At 69.3% G+C, this 19,540-nt stretch carries 17 protein-coding genes; 9 read left to right on the top strand and 8 right to left on the bottom strand.

Going from position 1 to position 19,540, the window contains the following annotated elements; all coding sequences use genetic code 11:
- Positions 1-4: 4 nt before the first annotated feature.
- The 9 genes from ACYVIH_RS04790 to ACYVIH_RS04750 all read left to right on the top strand — a co-directional run bounded on the left by ACYVIH_RS04790 (position 5) and on the right by ACYVIH_RS04750 (position 7,803).
- Entirely contained in the window at positions 5-1,177 is a 1,173-nt protein-coding gene (locus tag ACYVIH_RS04790; RefSeq protein ID WP_460866556.1) for a sigma 54-interacting transcriptional regulator, read from the top strand.
- The gene (locus ACYVIH_RS04785; protein WP_460866554.1) at positions 1,174-1,416 is read left to right on the top strand and encodes a hypothetical protein; all 243 of its coding nucleotides are present in this window, start codon (positions 1,174-1,176) and stop codon (positions 1,414-1,416) included. The genes ACYVIH_RS04790 and ACYVIH_RS04785 overlap by 4 nt, the downstream gene beginning before the upstream one ends.
- A gap of 569 nt (positions 1,417-1,985) precedes the next feature.
- Complete coding sequence (locus tag ACYVIH_RS04780) at positions 1,986-2,846, top strand: ATP-grasp domain-containing protein (RefSeq protein WP_460866552.1); 861 nt, start codon at positions 1,986-1,988, stop codon at positions 2,844-2,846.
- A gap of 65 nt (positions 2,847-2,911) precedes the next feature.
- Positions 2,912-4,684, top strand: a complete 1,773-nt coding sequence (locus tag ACYVIH_RS04775; RefSeq protein ID WP_460866550.1) for a hypothetical protein — start codon at positions 2,912-2,914, stop codon at positions 4,682-4,684.
- A gap of 188 nt (positions 4,685-4,872) precedes the next feature.
- Positions 4,873-5,445 (top strand): hypothetical protein, encoded by a 573-nt coding sequence (locus tag ACYVIH_RS04770; RefSeq protein WP_460866547.1) that lies wholly within the window; start codon positions 4,873-4,875, stop codon positions 5,443-5,445.
- Positions 5,446-5,518: 73 nt separating this feature from the next.
- Complete coding sequence (locus ACYVIH_RS04765; RefSeq protein WP_460866545.1) at positions 5,519-6,043, top strand: hypothetical protein; 525 nt, start codon at positions 5,519-5,521, stop codon at positions 6,041-6,043.
- Positions 6,044-6,048: 5 nt separating this feature from the next.
- Complete coding sequence (locus tag ACYVIH_RS04760) at positions 6,049-6,291, top strand: hypothetical protein (RefSeq protein WP_460866543.1); 243 nt, start codon at positions 6,049-6,051, stop codon at positions 6,289-6,291.
- A gap of 82 nt (positions 6,292-6,373) precedes the next feature.
- Positions 6,374-7,150, top strand: coding sequence for a hypothetical protein (locus tag ACYVIH_RS04755; protein ID WP_460866541.1), 777 nt, complete (start codon positions 6,374-6,376; stop codon positions 7,148-7,150).
- Between the two features lie 11 nt (positions 7,151-7,161).
- On the top strand, positions 7,162-7,803 hold the full coding sequence (locus tag ACYVIH_RS04750; protein ID WP_460866539.1) for an RES family NAD+ phosphorylase: 642 nt from the start codon (positions 7,162-7,164) through the stop codon (positions 7,801-7,803).
- Between the two features lie 321 nt (positions 7,804-8,124).
- On the opposite strand, the gene ACYVIH_RS04745 is transcribed toward ACYVIH_RS04750, so the two are convergent.
- From ACYVIH_RS04745 to ACYVIH_RS04710, 8 genes are all read right to left on the bottom strand, one after another.
- On the bottom strand, positions 8,125-9,306 hold the full coding sequence (locus tag ACYVIH_RS04745) for a hypothetical protein (protein ID WP_460866537.1): 1,182 nt from the start codon (positions 9,304-9,306) through the stop codon (positions 8,125-8,127).
- Positions 9,307-9,424: 118 nt separating this feature from the next.
- Entirely contained in the window at positions 9,425-10,654 is a 1,230-nt protein-coding gene (locus ACYVIH_RS04740; RefSeq protein WP_460866535.1) for a hypothetical protein, read from the bottom strand.
- A 71-nt stretch (positions 10,655-10,725) separates the two neighbouring features.
- The gene (locus ACYVIH_RS04735; protein ID WP_460866533.1) at positions 10,726-13,722 is read right to left on the bottom strand and encodes a hypothetical protein; all 2,997 of its coding nucleotides are present in this window, start codon (positions 13,720-13,722) and stop codon (positions 10,726-10,728) included.
- A 16-nt stretch (positions 13,723-13,738) separates the two neighbouring features.
- Positions 13,739-15,286: a hypothetical protein gene (locus tag ACYVIH_RS04730; RefSeq protein WP_460866531.1), complete on the bottom strand. Its 1,548-nt coding sequence runs from the start codon at positions 15,284-15,286 to the stop codon at positions 13,739-13,741.
- Entirely contained in the window at positions 15,283-15,906 is a 624-nt protein-coding gene (locus ACYVIH_RS04725) for a type IV pilus modification PilV family protein (protein ID WP_460866529.1), read from the bottom strand. Before ACYVIH_RS04725 ends, ACYVIH_RS04730 begins: the two co-directional genes overlap by 4 nt.
- Positions 15,907-16,109: 203 nt before the next feature.
- Positions 16,110-16,640 carry a hypothetical protein gene (locus ACYVIH_RS04720; RefSeq protein WP_460866528.1) on the bottom strand — a complete coding sequence of 177 codons (531 nt, stop codon included), beginning with the start codon at positions 16,638-16,640 and terminating at the stop codon, positions 16,110-16,112.
- 234 nt (positions 16,641-16,874) lie between these two features.
- Positions 16,875-18,143, bottom strand: a complete 1,269-nt coding sequence (locus ACYVIH_RS04715; RefSeq protein WP_460866526.1) for a type II secretion system F family protein — start codon at positions 18,141-18,143, stop codon at positions 16,875-16,877.
- Between the two features lie 28 nt (positions 18,144-18,171).
- On the bottom strand, positions 18,172-19,515 hold the full coding sequence (locus ACYVIH_RS04710) for a type IV pilus twitching motility protein PilT (protein ID WP_460866524.1): 1,344 nt from the start codon (positions 19,513-19,515) through the stop codon (positions 18,172-18,174).
- Positions 19,516-19,540 lie beyond the last annotated feature (25 nt).

Below are 19,540 nucleotides of genomic sequence, written 5' to 3'. Positions count from 1 at the left end.
AGTGGTGACCGACCGACCCGCCCGGTTCACCGGGCACCCGATCAAGGAGCACCTCATGGCTCTGCACTCCACTCCCGCGATGCGCGCCTACGCCGCTGGCGTCCGCTCGAACACCCCCGTCTTGTGGTGGGGCCAGCCCGGCGAGGGCAAGTCCGCCAAGATCGAGTCTCACGGCGCCAAGTGGGGACGTCTGGTCAAGACCGTCGTCGGCTCCGTCCGTGAGGCCTCGGACTACCTCGGTCTGCCGATCGAGGACGACGGACGAGTCGTCTACTCGCCCCCGGCATGGGCCGTGGAGTTGAACGCGGCCGATGCTGGCCTGCTGTTCCTCGACGAGTTGACCACCGCCGCCCCGAGCGTGCAGAAGGCGATGCTGCGCATCCTCCAGGAGCGCTACACCGGCGACTACCGGCTGGCCGACTCCGTCGCGATCGTCGCCGCCGCCAACCCGCCCGAGTGCGCCGCCGACGGATGGGACCTGCCCGCCCCGGTCGCCAACCGGCTCATGCACCTGGACTGGCAGTTCGACCTCGACGAGTGGTTCGAGGGCCTGGGCACCGGCTTCGAGAACCTCGCCGTGCACAGCCTCGACGACATGCTCGGCAACGGCGACGACAACGACCACGCCCGCACCTACGGCCTGATCACCGGCTTCCTGCGCACCCGCCCCGACCTGGTCAAGCCCGGCGCGCCGAAGGACCCCACCGAAGCGGGTATGGCCTGGCCCTCGCCCCGGTCGTGGACCAACGCGATCAACGTCCTGGCCCACCTGGACCCCAGCGACGAGGAGGCCGCGATCCTGGTGGTCAAGGGCTGCGTCGGGGAGGGTGCTGCCAAGGAGTTCTTCGCCTGGGTGGCCACCGCCGACCTGCACGACCCGGCCGAGGTCATGAAGAACCCCAACATCGTGAAGTGGAGCAAGGAGCGGCCCGACCGCCTCTTCGCCCTCACCTACGCGATCACCGCCCTCGCGCTGAACCGTGGCGACGCGAAGTCGTGGGAGCAGGCGATGCGCGCGCTGACCGTGTGCGGCCAGAACGCCCGCCCCGATGTGGCATTGCCCGGCGTCAAGACCCTGATGGAGAAGATGCCGAAGGATGTCAAGGGGATCCCGACCGAGACCCGGGAGACGTTCGCCGACATCTTCCAGCGCACCGGCCGGTGGGCAGCCGCGTGAGCGCGTCCAACGCACCGGAGGGGGCGGGCACGCGGTACAACCCGCGGCTCGTCTCCGCACCGGGGCAGCCGGTCGAAGTGACCGTGGACCTGCCCGACGACGCCACGGACCAGGACATCTTCGCGGCGATGGCAGGAGCGGCTGAACTGGCTCTCCCCAGCCTCACCGCCACCTTCGACGACCGACCAGCGCCCGACCTCCCGCCGAGCCTGCTTCCGGCGCGTGAGCACAACGCCTGACAGCCCCTTCGATCTTGCGCCGCCCGACCGCGGGTGAGCGCACACCAGCGGCGGGGAGAGCACCGGTCGGTCAACCAACGCTCTCCTCGCCGCTTCTTCGTTGCCGCGCAGTCCCGTGCCAGCACGACACTGCATGAGGCAGATGCTCAGCCTCCGCGAGTCGCCGTCACGGACCGTCCCAGAGTTCCCGATGGAGGGCCTCCGTACACGACCCGCAGAGGATCTGCTCAGGGGCGTCGGAGGACCTCACCACCGTGAGCGCAGCATCTGAGGGGATGGCGTTCTTGCACCGCCCGCAGTAGTTCACGTCGTCCTCGGGCATCGTCGTACACCCCCTGGCAGGTCTGAGGGCCATCCGGTTGCGACCACCCTACGGCAGCCCAACCGAGTCGGCCGATGTTCGCCGCCGGTGCGAGCAACGTCGGCATAGGAACCGATGTTCGACCCGACGCCCCGTCAACGCCGACATCCTGCACGGCGAAGGGCTACCCACGACGGCCGCTTATTCCTTTCTCGGCCCAGGTGGTTCCTGCGGGGCGCGAGGTCGGCCAGGTCCAGAGGAGTCCCCCATGAGCGCGAGCACCCTCGTCGTGGTCACCCAGCGGCGGTGGCTCGCCGACGACTTCGCCGCCGTCGCTGATCGCCTAGGGCTCCGGATCGCCCACTCCTTCGGCCTCGACGTGCCGGTGTATGGCGACGACCCGCGCGACGTCGCGTGGTGGGCACCCACCGAGTGGGCCGCCCGCGCGCTGCAAGCCGGGTGCGACATGACCCTCACCGCACCGGGACCCCATTGGCTCGGACACGTCCCCGCCCCACTGCTCGGCCGGAGGGTGGCCTCGGGTCCCCTGAGCCTCGTCGGGGAGCACCCGGCCATGTCACGCGAGGGCTGGTGGAAGCCTGCGGAGTTCAAGGTCGAGGCGGTCCCCGCTGCCTGGCGCAGCGCAGAGGACTTCAAGGAGGCCTGCCTCCGCTTCGGGCTGCCCGCCGACGCCGACGTGCAGTGGTCCGAGCCGTTGCCGCGGGTCGTCGAGGAGCACCGTGTCTTCGTGCTGGACCGGCAGCCGGTCACCTCCAGCCCGTACCTGATCGACGCGGCCACATGGCACGAGCAGATGCGCAGCAACCACGACGCGGACGCCCACGCCTTCGCTACCGACGTGTGCGCGGCCCTGGCCGGTCGGCAGCCGAAGGCCTACGTGCTTGACATCGCCCTAACTGCGGCGGGGGAGTGGTTCGTCCTGGAGGCGAACCCGGCCTGGTCCTCCGCGCCGTACGGCGCGGACGTGGAAGCGGTCCTCGATGTGGTCCTGGCCGCGAATCGGATCGTCGGCGGCGACGACCCGTGGCGGTGGCGCCCGGACGCCTACCTGGTGCAGCGCGCCGCGCGTCAGCGACGGCTGGTCCTCGCAGCCCCGGCAAGCGCCTGACCCCGCGAGAGGAGAAACCCGACCTGGTGCGAGCGTTCATGGTTTCCCCCGCGCACCTGGCAGGCATGAGCACGGAGTACCAGCCGCGGCAGCCCAAGGGCATCCCGATCGGCGGCCAGTTCGCGAACCGCGAGCACAGCGAGGCAGGCCTGACCCTCGACGGTCCCGGTGCTGCGCGCCGCCCGCCCGCCTCGCACGCAGACCGGCTGTTCGGTGACGCCGAGAGGCACGACGCGCTGCTGAGTCGCGGCTACGTCCCGCCGACGTTCTTCGCCGCCGTCGACGACCCGCGTTCGACCGCCCGCCGCCGTGAGTGGTGGGAGCAGCACTTCATCTCCGCCGAGCACGACGAGCAGGGCAGCGGCTACCCGAAGATGCCCGACGACTACACGCCCAAGCGGACACTGGGCCGAGCGCTGTCTGGCCACCGCCGCACGCACCGGATGAACTACACCGACGGCGACGTCACGTTCCGGATGCCCTCGGTCACCTCGATCAAGCGGTACGCCCAGGAGACCGGGTCCACCTTCGACGTCCCCGTCTCCGCCCAGGACTCCTCCGGCCGGACGGTCTCCGGCTGGGTCCGAGTGACCAACAACGGCGCGGGGGTGTGGTCGGCCGAGGGGCTCGGTTTCACCGGTGCGACCAACGCCAAGATCAGCGAGGCCGTCGCCTCCCGCCTGGAGTCTCGCCGCCCCCGCCTGGGTGCGATGGCCACCGGCGACCTGATCGAGCGGCACCGAGCCAGGCTTGCTGCCCAGGGCGCGACGATGGAGCCGGTCCGTTCCAAGTGGATCTCCGCGGTCGGGTACAACTCCGACGCCGGGGTCATGGTTACCCAGACCTCCAACGGCAACGTCTACGGGCACCACGTCGACGCCGACACGTTCGCAGCGGTCCGCGGCTCGGCCAGCCCCGGGGCGACGTTCAACAGCCTGGTCAAGGGCCACGGCGGCGCCCAGGTTTCCAACTGCGCCAAGTGCGGCCGGTTCTTCGCCGAGGAGAACGGGCACCTGTGCCCGGTCGCCCCGAAGGCCCCGGCCCCCGGCCCGAAGCCGGTGAACCTGGAGCAGCGCCGGGCAGCCCAGCAGATCGCCGAGGCCCGGCAGCGGGTCCGTCAGTTCACCCCGCCACCGGGACTGGCAGCACGCATGCCGGGAGGGACTCCGCGACCGAGCAGCGGCACCGGTGATGCGGACCCAAAAGGGTCGTCCGGCGCAGGCCGGGCTCCGGGGGTTCCGCACCGGCGTGACCCAGAGGCGATGACGTCACGTCTCGGTTCCCAGTTCGACGGTGCTCTCGGCGCGGACATGACCGACCCGCACCGACCGATGATCTTCGGCCCCGAGCGCGGGTTCACCCGTGACGCCGTCGACACGCTGGAGCCCTTCACCTCCCAGACCTATGTGTCCTGGGCCTACCAGCCAAAGTTCGGCGAGCCGGGGGAGTTCTACCGCAACGACCTGGGCAACCCGATGTTCGCCGGGGTCAGCGGCCCCGCCGCCCGAGCGCTCCTGGACAGCCTGCCGGAGGAGAACCTCGCGGTCCGCCAGGCAGATGGGGCACCCAGCCTCCGGTCCGCGCTGAGGGCTGCCGCGGAACACCCCGACCTGATCGAGGTGCACGGCTACGCGGTGCTTCCGCACCGTTCCGACGAGCGGGTCACCGCCGAGGGTGTCCACCTCTACGACACCGACGGCAGCCTGGACAGCCCCGGGGACATCTACGCCCGGATGCGCGACCTCGGCCTGGACGCCGCCGGAACCGCAGACGAGATCAGCCTGGAGCAGACGCCGTGGCGCCCCGGAGAACGCGCCTGGCGCGTGTGGTGGGACTGACCCGCCCGACGCCCATGAAGACAACTCCATAGACACTCGCCAGCCAATCGCACCGACGAGACGGCCAATGCCAGAGGGTTGGGACTGCGCGAGTACGAGAGGCACCGCCGACTGCACTGCATCTGCGGGGCCTCTCGGCGTCCCGGGAGGTGGAGACGGTTCGCCCCGGCACCGCACACCTACCAGGTATGACCCGGCGCACATCAACCCCGCGGGAGGCGACCAGCCGCAGTGCCCTGCTGGTCGACCTGGAGAACATCCTGCACGTCCCCGAGCACCCCGCTGCGGGGTCGACTCGCTGCTGCGACGACGTCGCCACGCACGCCGCCCTGGCGGCTCCCCTGCCGGTCGGGGTTCGCGACATGTGGTTGTGCCCGGCGATGGCCGCCCGCACCATGGACGAGGTGCTCGACCTGGCCGGGAACGTCGACTACGTGGTCGCTGCCGCAGCGGCCGACTCGTTGCTGCGCCGCACCGCGTTCGTGCTCGACGAGCGCGGCGTCGCCCTGCGGGTTGTACCGTTCGCGCCGGACGCGGCCGACCGCTACCTCCTCGACCTCGCCTGGCACTTGGCCGACCGCGGGTTCTCCCGCTTCGTGATCGCCTCGGGTGACAGCATGTTCACCGCCTTCGCCGGGCTCCATCCCACCACCGTCATCGCCCGCAGCACCAGTTCGCTGGCGACGGGGCTGCGGATCCGCGCGGAGAGGTCCTTCTTCCTCTCGCCCGCACCGGCCGCCGCCATGCCGGTACCGGCATAGGACCAGTGAGACTCCACCTGGGGGCTCAGCGAGACTTCCCGCCCGCTCCGCAGACAGACACGAGGACGAACCCATGAGCAGCATCCTGGTCGACACCCAGGTCACCGACCAGCACATCCGTGAGGACGGCACCCAGTGGCCGATGGCCCTGGTGCGCGGTGACCAGACCGTCTTCGCCGACACCGCGACCGAACTGGTCGGCCACCTGATCGAGGGGTACGCCAACCTGCCCGACACCGAGGACGGGAACGCACAGGCCCTTGTCGCCCGTTGGCGGACCTGTGTTGCCACCGCCTCCGACGTCCAGGCGCTGATCTGCGCGGACCGGGCCGCCGAGGGTACCTTCGACCCGGCCGCGGAGAGCGAGGAGGTGCTCACCGCGCTGTTCAGCGACAAGACCGTCCCGGTCGAGGGTTTCGACACCTGGGACCTCGGTTCGGTTCCGCTGGTGCTCGTTGCCACGGACTACGAGCCGTACACCGAGCGGGTCGCGCCGACCGGCAACGTGTTGTGGATCGACCCGTCCGACGAGGTTGCGTTCCTGCACTCGCTAACCAACCTCGGCGTCATCCAGTTCTACACCCACGACGCGGAGTGAGCACGATGAGCGCTCTCGACACCATGCTGCCCACGGCACCGGGCACCGCACCGGACCGCGAGATCGAGATCCGCGTGTTCAAGCCTTGGTACTCCGGCTTCTGCGGACCCGGCCCCGAGTGCCGCGACGGCAGGCAGACGAACAAGGTGGGGGAGTCGATCCGCCACTGCTTGGGTGAGGCGATCAATGGCGACAAGGCGGTGCGCCGGGTCGTCCCGTGCGCCTGCGCTTGCCACCAGGAGCAGTAGTCCGGGCCGCTGGCCCGGACTACTGCCGAGTAGGCCACGAACCGCCACGCAGTGGTACCGTGTGGATGGTGAGGAGCCACCGGTGAGCGCGCGAACTGGGCGTCGAGACGACACAGCCCCGACCGAGGGCGAGGCCAGCGGTGCGGACGACGCCCTCGCGCGCTACGACCTGATCGTGAACCTCCGCCCGGTCGACCTGGCGCTGGGCGACTTGCGTTCCCGCATCGTGGAGACCACCGACGATCTGCGGCGTCACGACATTGAACTCGCCTCGGTGCTGAGTGTGGCTGGAATCGGCGTTGGAGACATCACGATCGCCATCACGGAGGCTCTTGCGCAGGCCTGGGTCGGCCCCACCACGCACACCAGGGCGACCCTGTCCAAGCCTGCGGCGGAGTTCTTCGACGCCCACTCCGGGGTGACACCAGGCCTCATGGAGGGCGCGGACGAGGCGGCTCGATGGAACACCGCGCGCCTCCTCGCAGATACTGCTCTGCTGACGAAGGGCGCGCTGAGCACCGATGAGGTGGCTGAGCGGCTGGGTATCTCGACCTCCAGCGTCCGGCACCGCAAGCGCGACGGGTCGCTGTACGCGCTGCCTGCGGAAGGCGGCCTGCGGTTCCCTCGATGGCAGTTCGAGAAGGCGGGCGGGTCCTGGCGAGTCGTGCCGCACCTGAAGCGGGTCCTATCAGCGCTGCCTGAGGGACTGCACCCGCTGATGGTGAGCGAGTTCTTCACCTTTCCCCGGCACTGGCTGACGATCAACGACGAGCCGGTATCGGTCCGCGACTGGCTGCTCTCCGATGGCGACCTGTCCCCGGTTCTCGCAGGCGCCGAGGCCTACTTCGTGCTCGGCTGACCGAGGGTCTCGTGGAGAAACTCCCCTGGCCGCCCGAGCCGATCCTGCTTGCCACACGCCGTCCGGTCTACGCCTTCACGCTGCCGCCGCTCCCAGAGGGTGGGGCGGTGCTCTGGAGGGTGCATAGCACCGAGGGAGCACACCCGTCGGCGTGGAACCAGATGCGCTCCTGGGGACCGGCGCCGACGTGCCGGTTCGACCCGCACGAGCCACCGCCCCACGAGCAGGCCGAGAAGGTGCTCTACGCCGCACTCGACGTGCCGACCGCACTAGCCGAGGTGTTCCACGAGCAGCGCCGGGTCATCCGTGACGTCGGCGCACCGTTCCTTTCCGGCTTCGCCGTGACCCGGTCCCTGCGGCTGCTCGACCTCACCGGCGACTGGCCGCTGCGGGTGGGTGCCGCGCACGCGATCAACGGCGATAGCGACAAGGCCAAGACCCGTGCGTGGGCCCGCGCCTTCCGGCTGGCCTACCCCGACGCCGACGGACTCCTGAGTCTCTCCTCACTGACCGGCCGCCAGATGGTCACCCTGTTCGCACCGGCCGAGGAAGCGCTGCCCGCGGCGCCCGCGTTCTCCGAGCCGCTGGCCAGCGGTGCCCTGCTCGACCGACTGCGGGTGGTGGCCAAGAGCATCGGCTACACGGTGCTGTAGGAACCCGTCTCGCCACCCCGAATCCGTGGGTAAAGCCTGGCTACAGGAGGCCGGTCCGGGGAGGTCGACAGGGGCGTCCGCACACCTATAAGGCATGAGGGAACACCGGAGAGACCGCAGCCAGATTGGCACCGTCAGCGGCCCGGATGAGCCGTCGTAGGACGACGAGAGCCTTCCCGATCCCACAACTCCACAGTGTCCATTGGGGACACCGGGCGCGAGCATGCCCGGACCTGTCGTGGCCGTGCCGAGGAACACCGATCCCCTCCGTGGAACTGCCTGGGCAGCAGGATCCACGAAGGGGATGGTGAGACAGGCGGCTCAGCCCTGGTAGCCGGGGAAGCGACGCTGGACGACCTTGACCAGGTTCGCCTCGGCCCGACGCGACGCCAGCGCGATGGCGCGACGCTTGGCCCGAACCGGGATCTCGACCCGCTTCGCCTGGAACCGGGCGGCCGCACCAGCAGCCTGGCTGGCCTTCTTGTGTGCCAGGTCCCGGGCAGCGAGGACAGCACGCTCGTAGGCGCCGCGCTCGGCCTTCACCCGGGCGTCCTCGATGGCCTTCTCGGTCGCGCACTGCCGGGCGACTGCGACGGTCGGGCCAGTGCAGAGGCCTTCACCGACGGCCTCGAAGGACCGGGTCGCGGTGGCAGCGCGACGACGGGTCGCCTGGCCCCAGGTGAACACCGGCGCGCGTCCGGCTGCGGTGAACCGGATGCCGCGGACGGTGACGTTGGCGCGACGCTGGACCACCATCCGGCGGACCCGACGCCTCTCCTGCTCGGTGGCCTTCTGCTGCGCCGACATGGAGGTCGCGAAGGGTCGACTCACTCGCTGCACGGCCTGGTCGCTGCTGCCCGGATCGTCACCGGGGGTGGCGGTGCCGCCGTCTTCCCAGGCGTAGCGGGTGAACCAGCAGTTCGGAAGGCCGTCGCGGTAGCCGGTCGGCTCCCAGGGAGCGCAGTCGACAGCGGTCGGCTCGATCTTGGCCGCACCGTTGCGAGTCTCGTCGACCACCCAGTCATCGCAGGTCCACGCGATCCGGTTGCCTGCGGCGTCGACGTACTCGGCGGCCTCCATGTAGTCGGTCCCGGTCTTCGCCCGGCAATCGTCGCGCGCGGCGGTGTAGCCGGGGACGCCCGCTTCGAGGATGTCGTAGTCGGGAAGGCAGGTGTACCTCCCGGTCCACGGGTTCATCCCGACGTAGCGTGACCGGTTGCGGCAGTACGCGCCGTAGGGCTGGTAGATCCAGGTGAAGTCCCGGGCGGCGGGGTCGTTCCTGTCCTCGGCTCTGGCGTAGTAGAAGCCGTCGGCGGTGTCGTGCTCCTCGTCAACGTGGAGCACCTGGCTGTTGCGACCCACGTACCACTGCTTGTCGGTGACCTTCAGGGCGCCGTACTCGGTCGCGCTGGCGGCCGGGGCGAGGCCGACCAGGGTCGCGGCGAGCACACCGAGGGCGGCGAGCACACCGAGGGCGCGGCTGCGTCGCGTGGCGGTTTTCATGATCGTGGTGCTCCAGTCTTGTTCTTCTCACCCGGCTGATCGGGCTGCGGTCTTTACCTTGTCTCTGACCACCAGGTGTCCGGCACGGGCGCGTTGCCTCCCCACCCTGCCCGACTTTTTACTCTTCGTCCTGATTTTGGTCGGACTCGATCGTGACATCCAGCAGCATCCGGGACTGCTCGTCGACGGTGAACGTGATCCTCTCCACGGCCGTGTCGTAGGTGCGGCCGGTCAGGAACTCCTCTGCCCACCCGTCGGGCCGCAGCGCCCCGGCGAGGACGCCGTCCCGGGGTGGTTCCGCGACCGCCAGGCGGCCCATCTGGTGGCTTTCGCCGTCGGTGAACCCGATCGAGTCGAGCACGCTGGAGAGCCCCTCGTCGGTCTCGACACAGGCACGCATCGCGATGGTGCCGTCCTCGGATGTCTGGCACGCCTGCCCGGTGGTGCCCAGGACGATCCGGTCAGCCGCCTCGACGTCAACCCGGTCTGCCCGCCAGCCGTCCACGGTGCCCAGCCAGGGCCCTTCGGGGCGGTCTGCGGTGGCCGTCCACAGGCTGCCTGCGGGGTCGAAGCCGAGCGCGGACCACATCTGGGCCAGTGCTCGTTCGTTGCGGTGTCCGGCTGATTGGGCGGTGACCTTCGTGCCCCAGTCGATGCTCCAGGTGGCCCGAGACAGTGGTGCCCCCGCGGTCAGGACCGGGATCTGGGTGGCGAAGGTCTCCTGCTCGGGGTAGACGCTGGCCGGAACCACGCTGACCACGGTGTCGCGCTCGAAGACGTAGCGGTGATCCGTGCCCCGGGCAGATCGGACGTGCTCGGTGAACCGGGCGGCCCGCTGCGGGGAGTCGAAGCCGACGTGGACGGCAGTCCAGTACGGAACCAGGTCGGCGTTCGTCCCGAACGTGGTGCCTCCGGAGAACGCGTACCAGTTCGCCCCCGCGGGGGTTGGGGAACCGCTGAGTTCGACCTGGGCGGCGAGTCCGGTGACCAGCGACCACCACGATGCGCCGGTCGGGGTGACCAGGGCCTCGGCGGTGCCCTTCGACGGAAGCACGCGTGCCTTCACCTCCTCGTGGCGAGCCGCCGCGTCGCGGATCTCGGCCGACTCCTCGGGGCCCGCTGCTTCGAGACCGGGCAGGGTGCGGCCCGACTGGCGCAGCGTGTCGTTGGCTTCGTCGATGACCTCCGGGTCGGTGGCCAGGCTGAGACCGAAGTCGTCGCGGGCCGTGCCGGAGGATGGGGTGGGGGAGTCCGTGCCCGGCTCGTACACCCTGGTACCGAGGAGCCCGAGCGTCAGGACGCTCAGGCCGACGGCGGCAACGACCGTCCGTTTCGCAGGTGATGTCATGTCGTTCCTATGCACACGTCCGGATGAGCAGCGGCAGCCTCAGCCACGCAGGCCGAGGCTGCATGTCGCCGTCAATAGCCGGTCACGTCCCAGACCGAGCGGTTGGGCTGGTCGCCCTTGGTTCCGGGGAAGGCCCAACGGACCACCGGTACGGAGTTTCCGTTCCAGTGCCAGCCGGTGCCGGGCTGACAGGCGACCGGCTCGGAGCCCACCTTCCACAGGTTGACCGTCATCTGCTTGGACCTGGGATCGCGTACCTCGGAGTCGGGGTCGAGCGGGCTGATCGCGGTGATCGACATGGCGCCTCCGGAGCCGACCGAGTTGTTCATCAGTCGAGTGTTGGTGTTGCTGCCCATCAACTCGTCAGCGGTCGAGGGCGTGGGCTCGTCGATCTCGCGGAAGAGCCGAATCGGAGTCTCCGGAGCCCACGTCACCAGGTTGTTCTGGGCGTTTCCCCCGTCCCATTCGACGCTGTTGAGCCCGCTCTGGAGGTAGACGAACGGGTCCTCGCCGCGCGGCGCGGTGCCTCGGAATGCGCGAATCACGTACCGGTCGATCGAGGACTTCAGCGAGACCCAGGGCAGTTTCGCGTCCGGGTTGGTGTTGTCGGAGACCCCGAAGGGGGAGTAGCGAAAGGCTGCCTTCCATCCGTTCTGGTTCTGGCCGGTGTTGCAGAAGGTGCCGATCTGGAAGAACGAGACCGGCGGCGGCGGCATCGTGACCCTCGTGGTGATCGTCCGGTCGAGGCCGTTGGCTGCCTGAGCGGTCACCGTGACCTCGTACTGGGCACCGGGCGTGACCCGCACGCCGTTCCCGAACGGGCCGTCGAATCGAGTCGTGGACGCGTCGAAGGTCTTCCTCCCCGACCTGTCGTTCGGGTCCCGCTTGGTCGCCGTCCAGCGGACGGTGTAGGCACCGTCGTCCGCCATGACACCAGCGGACCTGGTCCACGGAATCGTCATCGTGGCCGCCGTGTTGGCTGGCTCCGGGCTCGGGTTGGAGGAGTAGACATTCATCAAGAACTCCTGGCCCAGGTCCTCGCGCTTGATGGCGGTCTCGAACGGCCCCGGGTACTCGTGGACCCACTTGACGTTGAAGTTCTCCGCCTGCTCCTTGATCCAGGCGCCTCCAGGGGTGACCACCGGCGAGCAACCGCCCGCGTTGCAGGCACGGGCGGCGACCCAGTCGCTGGAGCCCCACGGAGAGTCGGAGCGCAGACTGCGGTCGCCGATGTCCTCGGTTGACCCCTTGGCCTCGTTGCGGACCTGGAGCCGGTACCCGCACTCCGCCGCCTCGGGGTCGGAGTCGCAGTAGGGACGGCTCGCGTCGGTGTCGATGGTGTGCGAGGAGGTGACGGTGTAGGTCTGCTTCTCCAGGGTCGGCTCGTCGGTCACCGTGGTCTCGGGAGCCTTCGGCACCTGGTAGGCGCGCTTCAGGTTCTGGAGAGTCGGCACGTCGTCGTGGTTTGGCGACTCGCAGCGCTGCAAGACCACCTGGCTGCCCGAGCGCTGGGTGCACTGGTTGAGCGCCGTCGTGCGGTACAGGGTCTCGCTGCCGCGCTTGACCGAGCCGTCCTCGTAGGAGAGCGCGGACACCGCCGCGGGGTTGCCTACCGGGCTGATCCGGTTGTTTCCCGTCAACGACTCGTAGGCCTGGTACTTGCTCACCTCGTAACGGTTCGCCGAGCGGACCGCGCTCCAGGTGACCAGGTTCTGGCCGATGTGGGTCGGCGTCTTCAGCGTGTCCTTCGCGGCCTCCGCACCGGTCTTCCGGTACGAGCCGAGCGCGGTGAACACCGGGTCGGCGGGGAACTGGGTGACGAACCCGGTGTCGGACTTCTTCCCCGGCCCGAGCGCGACCACCCGGTACTCGTAGACGCTGCCCAACTGCGACTGGTCGTTGCTGTTCGGCGCTCCTCTGACCAACGCGTCGTCCCAGGTCCGGACGCCAGCACCGACCGTGCCCACGCCGGTGTGCCAGGACCCGTTGGTGTCGTGGCGGCGGCGGTCGATCCGGTAGCCGGTGGCGCCGGGGAACTGGTCCCACGTCACCGTGTTCAGCGAGTAGTTCTTCGCCCACGCCTGCATTCCGAACGCGCCCGGCGTCGGGACCTGCGGGCCCACCTTGTTCCACGGACCGGCCAGGCACTTGTCGGAGCCGTACCCGGCCGCGATCGGCTGCACGGAGAAGGTGTAGGTGGTGTCGTCGCGGAACGTGCCGGGCTGACCGGTCCAGGAGGTGCCGGTGACGGTCGCCAGGTTCGTGCCGTTGGCGGAGACGCGGTAGCGCTCGGCGTTGGGCACGGCGCCCCACGACACGAGCGGGACGTCCTCGCCGCCGCGCCGCACCGTCGCCGGGGGAGTCAGCCCGCTCGGGCAGGGCAGGAACCGGGTCGAGGGGGTGCCGCCGCCGTCGGCCGAGACCGTGGTGTCCACCGCCGCGGAGGACTCCAGCGCGACCTCACCCTTGCCCGCCCCGGTGACCAGGGAGATGTCGACGCGGGCGATCTGGGTCAGGTCCGTGCCGTCCCAGGGCGATCCATCCTTGGCCTGGTAGGCGAACTTGCTGCGGGAGCCGTCGTCGATGACGTCCTCGGCGATGACCGCACACGTCTGCACGGTGCTGGCCCGGGCGCTCTCGTCGCAGATCATGGTGGGGTCGGCGGTGGCGAAGTCGAGTTCGTCCCACGCGCCGAGCGGGTGCGGGACGGTGAGCGCCGACTCGGGAGCCCGCTTCCAGGTCTGCTGGGTGAACAGGCCGCTCTTGATCCGGTAGCGGGTCAGCGCGATGTCGGTGGCGACGTTCGGGTTCTCCCGGGCGACCACCAGGTCCACGGCGGTGGCGTGCAGGATCCGGGTGGAGTCCTGGACGTCGCGGCCGACCCGGTTCAGCACTTGGAGGGCCTTGGACTCCTGGCCGGTCATCGCGACGTTTTGGGTGGCTGCTTTGTCGGACTGCACCCAGAACAGACTGAACGCGCTGAGCACGATCAGCCCGATGAGTGCGCCCATCAGCACGCTCACCGCGCTCTCGCCGCGCTCACTGCGCAGGGGAGTGGACCGCATCATGTTGTTCGCTCCTGGCTCACGGGTGGGTGAGGGCGGTGAAGCCCTGCGACTGGGTGTAGTAGATGGGTGTCGGCCCGGCCCCGCTGAGCAACGGGGACTGGTAGGTGATGTCTGCTCGCAGCCCGTTGCTGGCCGAGGTCCCGGCTCGTTCGCAGGCCAGCGCACCGGTCACCGGCAGCACACCGGCGCCGCTCATGGTCGCGCAGGCACCGTCGGGGGCGAAGACGAAGCCGTTGAAGCGGCTGGCCGGAGAGGCCGAGGCACCCGACACCGTCTGGACGGGGCTGGTGTGGCCGCTCCATGACGTCCACCGGCTGTAGGGCGGGACCCGGACCGGTGGCTCGCCCTTCTTGCCGGGCTCGTAGTTGTACTCCGGCACCCGGGTACGGGTGCGGTAGTCGTACTCCCAGCGCCAGGTGTCCTTGGCGGCGTAGAACCGCATGTCTCCGCCGACGTACAGGTGCATCTGGCGCCGCATGCCCGGGTCGAGGCGGTAGCCCTGGCCGATCTCGACGTCGCCCTTGACGACCACCTCGGCGATGTTCCCTGACCCGCTGAGCCGAGCCAGGTCGACGACCTTGATCGAGTCGAAGCAGGCCAGGCCTCGGCGCTCGACGGCGTCGACGGTGTCCACCCGGATCGTGTTGCCCCGGACGTCGGGGACGTGGCCGACGAAGCGGGACGCGCCGCGTCGGTAACTGCTGGTGTCGGTGCCAGGCGTGGTCGGCGGGTTCACTGGGACGCTGTTGTTGAACTCGCCCTGCCACCGTCCGGCGCACTGGGCCTTCTTCGCCGCGAACGTCTTGGCGTCGAAGGTGGCGTTGAGCGAGACACGGTGCTGCTCGGCATCGCCGCCCGTGGCCTTGGCACGGTCGTCGTAGGAGACCAGGGTGTCGAAACCGTCGCCGGTCCGGTCGTCGACCTTGGCGGGCCCGAACGCGGCGACCACGTCGGTCAGGCTGTTGCTGGCCAGCCAGGAGTCGCCGGTGACGCTGAGCGCGTACTGCCACGCCCCGTACGGGTCGACGCCGTAGCGGTAGCCGCCGGGCTTGGTGCCGTCGTCGACGAACTGGACGTAGGTGTAGCCCACCGGCACGGTGCGGGTCTGGGTGAGCCCGGAGTCGGAGGAGACACAGCGTGCGTACCCGGTCGCGATGGAGGTACCCGCGTGCGCGGCACGGCTCTGGTCCCCGTCGACGCAGGAGGTCAGCGTGACATCCCAGCCGACCACCCCGCGCTCGGTGTCGCGGTGCACGTCGCTGACACTCCAGCGCCAGTAGCCCCGCTCGCCCTTGCCGGTGCTGGTGTCGGAGGTGGTGACGTCGGCGATCCGGTCGCCCAGTGTGCCCTCGTTCAGGTTCCACATGACGTCGGCGATCGCCTGGTCGAGGTTCTCGCGCGCCTGGGTGAAGTCACGGCCCGTGCGGGACTGCTCGGTGGAGATGGCGGCCGCGGAGAAGATGCTCAGCGAGGTCGCGGCCAGCAGCAGCATGATCGCCATGGCAGGCACAGCCACCATGCCGTCGTCGTTGCGGCGGCGCAGGGACAGCGTCGGGATCCTCATGAACTTGCCTCCGGCAGGCCGGTCGGCGCCGCCTCGACGGCACGGGCCGTGCGCGTGAGCGTGTAGGTGGCGCTCTGGATGTCGTCGTCACCGGGCACCGGCCATTCGGCGAGGACCGTGACGACCTTGGTGCCGGGCTTCTCGGCGGTGCCCGAACCCTGACCGGGCTTCCATCGCACCGAGACCACGACGGTGACGTTGATGTTGTCGACGGTGACGACGGGGTCGCCGGGGAGGTCGGTCAGCCATTCAGGGGTGGTCGCCGGGGAGGGCAGCAGCACCTGGCCGCCTGCCTTCAGCACCACCTTGTTCAGGCTCGGCTGGGTGGGGGCGTAGCCGAGCCGGTTCCACGGTGTCGCCTTGGCCTTCTCCAACAGACCGTGCGCCACCTGGGTTGCGACGTCGTGAGCCTGTGCGTGGCGCTGGCCCTTGTTGACCGCTATCGAGGTGGAGGTGAACCCGGCCATCGCCAGGCCGACGACCATGATTGCCACCAGCGACTCGATCATCACCGAGCCGCGGTCGTCCTGGGCTCGGGCCGTCCGGAGACGAGCCAGGTGCCTGCGCAGGTACGCCCGAGCACCGCCCTCGCGGGTGGTGAGGTACTGCTCGGTGTCCACGTGGGTGTCGTCCTATCCGTGCGGTGGCTCGCCTCTCCAGGGAGAGGTGCGCGGCGATCGGCCCGGCCGCTGCCGATCAACATGCGTAGACCGGCGGCCTCCGGCGGGTCCGGCTAGGCCCGAGTAATGCCACGAGCCCGGTGCGCGAGCAGAGACGGATCCCTGCCCGGCCACCGGGCTCGCTAGAGGCGGTCGTACAGCCGTCAGGACAGGGCGGCCTGCGCGGCCGCCGAGGAGCATCCCGCGCCACGGCCGGAGCCGACGACGCCACCCTTGGTGGAGTTGTAGGCAGCCCACGCGTCGACGTCGGAGCCCGAGGTGTGCTCGACGCAGAACTTGAAGCCGGTGACACCGGCGCCGTCGAGGTTGGTGTAGTTCTTGATCGTCACGCCGCGGGTCAGCGAGAGGCCGTCGATCACCATCGCGGCACCGCCGCCGTAGGTCGCCTTCACCTCAGGCGAGGCGCTGCTGCCGTGGTTGCTGCCGACCAACTTGCTGGTGTCGGGGTAGGCCTGGTTGGTCGTGAAGTCGGCCTCCAGCGTGGTGCCGATCGACCGCGCGTCGGAGGTGACGCTGGTCTCGAACGCCCGCTGCCGGAACTGCCCGATGGCCGAGAGGGCGATGATCGCGATCAGGGCGAAGATCGCCATGCCGATCAGCACGTCGAGGAGTGCGAGGCCCTTGTCCTCGGCGCCGTCGCGGCGCTCCTCCAGACGGTGGTGCAGACGTCCCATGAGAGAACGCTTGTGAGTGGTGACCATGGTGATGGTCCTTTCGGTGGCTAGGTCCGCCTCCGCAGACGAAACTGGTGCTCACGCAGGCAGCGGGCTTGCCGCCTGCTGTCTTACCCCATGCGTAGACACACCGCCGGTGCCTCATCACCGACCGGGAACTGGTTGGCCCCGTCCACCTGCCACCGACGGCGAAGCCCGGCGGCCACTGGGGCGCGCCGGACTTCGGGGTGAGGCTCAGATGATGTTGCCGATGGACAGGTACGGCAGGTAGATCGCGATCACCAGCGTGCCGACCATGACGCCGAGACCGACCAGGAACAGCGGCTCGATGAGGGCGCTCATGTTGTCGGTGATCTGGTCCACATCGCGGTCGTAGATGTCGGCGGCCTTCTCCAGCATGTACGCGGTCCGGCCGGAGCGTTCACCGGCTTCGACCATCTGGATCACCATGCCGGGGAACAGCGGTTCGGCACGCAGCGGCTCGACCAGCGGCTGTCCGCGTCGCTGTGCCTCTCGGGCGGCGATGATGGCGCGTTCCATCTTGATGTTGCCGACTGTCTCTGCCGCGATCGTCAGGGCCTGGAGCCGCTCGACGCCAGCGCCGAGGAGGCCGGAGAGGTTGCGGGTGAACCGGGCCAGAGCGATCTTGTGGAACAGGTTGCCGAAGATCGGCAGTCGCAACTTCAGCGGGTCCACGAACTCGCGGACCTTTGGCCGGTGCTTGATCCTGCGGTACCAGATCCAGCCGGGCACGACCGCCATCGCGAAGGCGGGCAGCAGCCAGCGCATCGCGTCGGATACGGCGACGACCGCGCGGGTCAGTGCGGGCAACTCGGTGCCCGGGCCGCCGATCTCCTCGAAGGTGGAGGCGAAGGAGGGGACTAGGAAGAGCATCATCACCACGAACACGACACCGGAGAGGACGAAGACGACCGCGGGGTACATCATCGCCTTCTTGATCTTGGCGCGGAGTTGGTCCTCGGCGTCGAACTGGTCCGCGACCCGGTTCATCGACTGCTTGACCTGGCCACCGGCCTCACCGGAGGTGATCAGGTTGATCATCACCGGAGGGAACACCTCGCCCTGCGCGGCGAGCGCGGCCGACATCGTCGAGCCGTTCGAGATGGCCAGCCGCACCTCGGTAAGCGCGTTCTTCAGGACCGTGTCCTCGCACTCGTTCTTCACTACGTCGATGGCTTCGATGTAGGACAGCCCTGAGTCGAGCATGGCGGCCATCTGCCGGGTGGCGAGCACCAGGTCGCGCTTCTTGGCGGTGCGGCGCAGGGTGATCTCGGTCTGGAGGCTCAGCCCGCCCGCGTTGGGCGAGGAGACCGACAGCGGCACCAGGCCGCGGAAGAGCAACTCCTTGGTGACGTCGGTCTTGGTGGTCGCCTTGGCGACGCCGGTGACCTCCTTGCCGTCGGCGTTGCGAGCCTTGTATGTGAACTGCTTGACCTGGTCGGGTGCTCCCGAGGCGATCAGGTCGGCGGTCTTGGTTGCCATGTTGGGTTGCTCCTTGGCCGGGGCCGGGTCAGATGATGCTTCCGCCGTCGTTGCCGAGATACCGCTCCAGCGAGTCCGGTGAAGAGGCCTTCTTCAGCGCCTCCCGCTTGGTGACCTGCTGGCTGCGGAAGAGTTCGGCCAGGTGCGCGTCGAGCGCGATGGATCCGTGCTGGGTGTCGGTGAGCGCGTTGCGGATCGCGGGGATGTCGTTCTCGCGGATGCTGTTGCGGATCCCGTCGGTGACCATCATGATCTCGGTCGCCACGACCCGGCCGCCGTTCGTCGCCGGGACGAGCACCTGAACGACGACCGAGACAAGCACCGAGGCGAGGGTGACGCGCACCTGCTCCTGGCGTTCGGCGGGGAAGGAGTTGATGATCCGCGAGATCGTCTCCGCAGCACTGTTGGTGTGCAGCGTCGCCAGCACCAGGTGTCCGGTGTCGGCGGCTTCGATGGCGGCGTCGATCGTCTCGTAGTCGCGCATCTCGCCGATGAGGATGATGTCGGGGTCCTCGCGGCGCACCCGGCGCAGGCCTTCGGCGAACGTGGGGGTGTCGGTGCCGATCTCGCGGTGGGAGACCAGGCACTTCTTCGAGGAGTGGGTGAACTCGATGGGGTCCTCGAAGGTGAAGATCCGCTCGCTGCGGGTGGTGTTGATCAGGTCGACCAGCCCCGCCAGCGTGGTCGACTTGCCTGAGCCGGTCGGCCCGCACACAAGGACGAGGCCACGCGGCTTGGTGGCCAACTTCTTCACCTGCGGCGGGATGCCGAGTTCGTCGAGCGTCTTGACCTGGGTCGGGATGACCCGGAACACACAGCCCACGTGCCCCATGGCACGGAACACGTTGACGCGGAACCGGACGGTCAGCGCTGCGCCGTCGCTCTGCCGCATCTGGTAGGCGGTGTCCAGGTCGCCTTCGGCCAGGAACTGCGACCACTGCTCGGGTCGGACGATCTCTTCGAGCATGCGCAGGATCTCGGCGTCCTCCAGGGGCTCCTCCCCGCCGACTGGCAGCAGTCCGCCGTTCATCCGGTAGCGCGGCATTTCCCCGTGGTACAGGTGCATGTCCGAGCCGCCGTTGTGGACCAGGCCCACCAGGAGTCGTTCGATCTCGGGACGGTCTGCGGCGTTGGCCGCGACCGGGGCGGTGGGGACCGCGTACGACTGGTCTAGGAGCACCCCTAGGTCACCGCGTGGGTCCACCACCGACACCGACTGGGGTGCCCTGCTCGGCTGCGCAGCGACCATGGCCGGGTGCTGTACCGACGGGGCGGTGCCGGGCTGCGCCTCCAGGAGTGCTGCGACATCGACCTCTGCGGCCCCGGCGGACTGGGGCTGGCCGAGATAGTCGGTGGGGAACGGCTGACTCATGCCAGGTCACATGCGTAGACCGGCT

This window comes from Nocardioides pakistanensis, assembly GCF_054781215.1.
The sequence above is the reverse complement of the archived record's forward strand: the minus strand, read 5'-3'. Positions and strand labels throughout refer to the sequence as shown.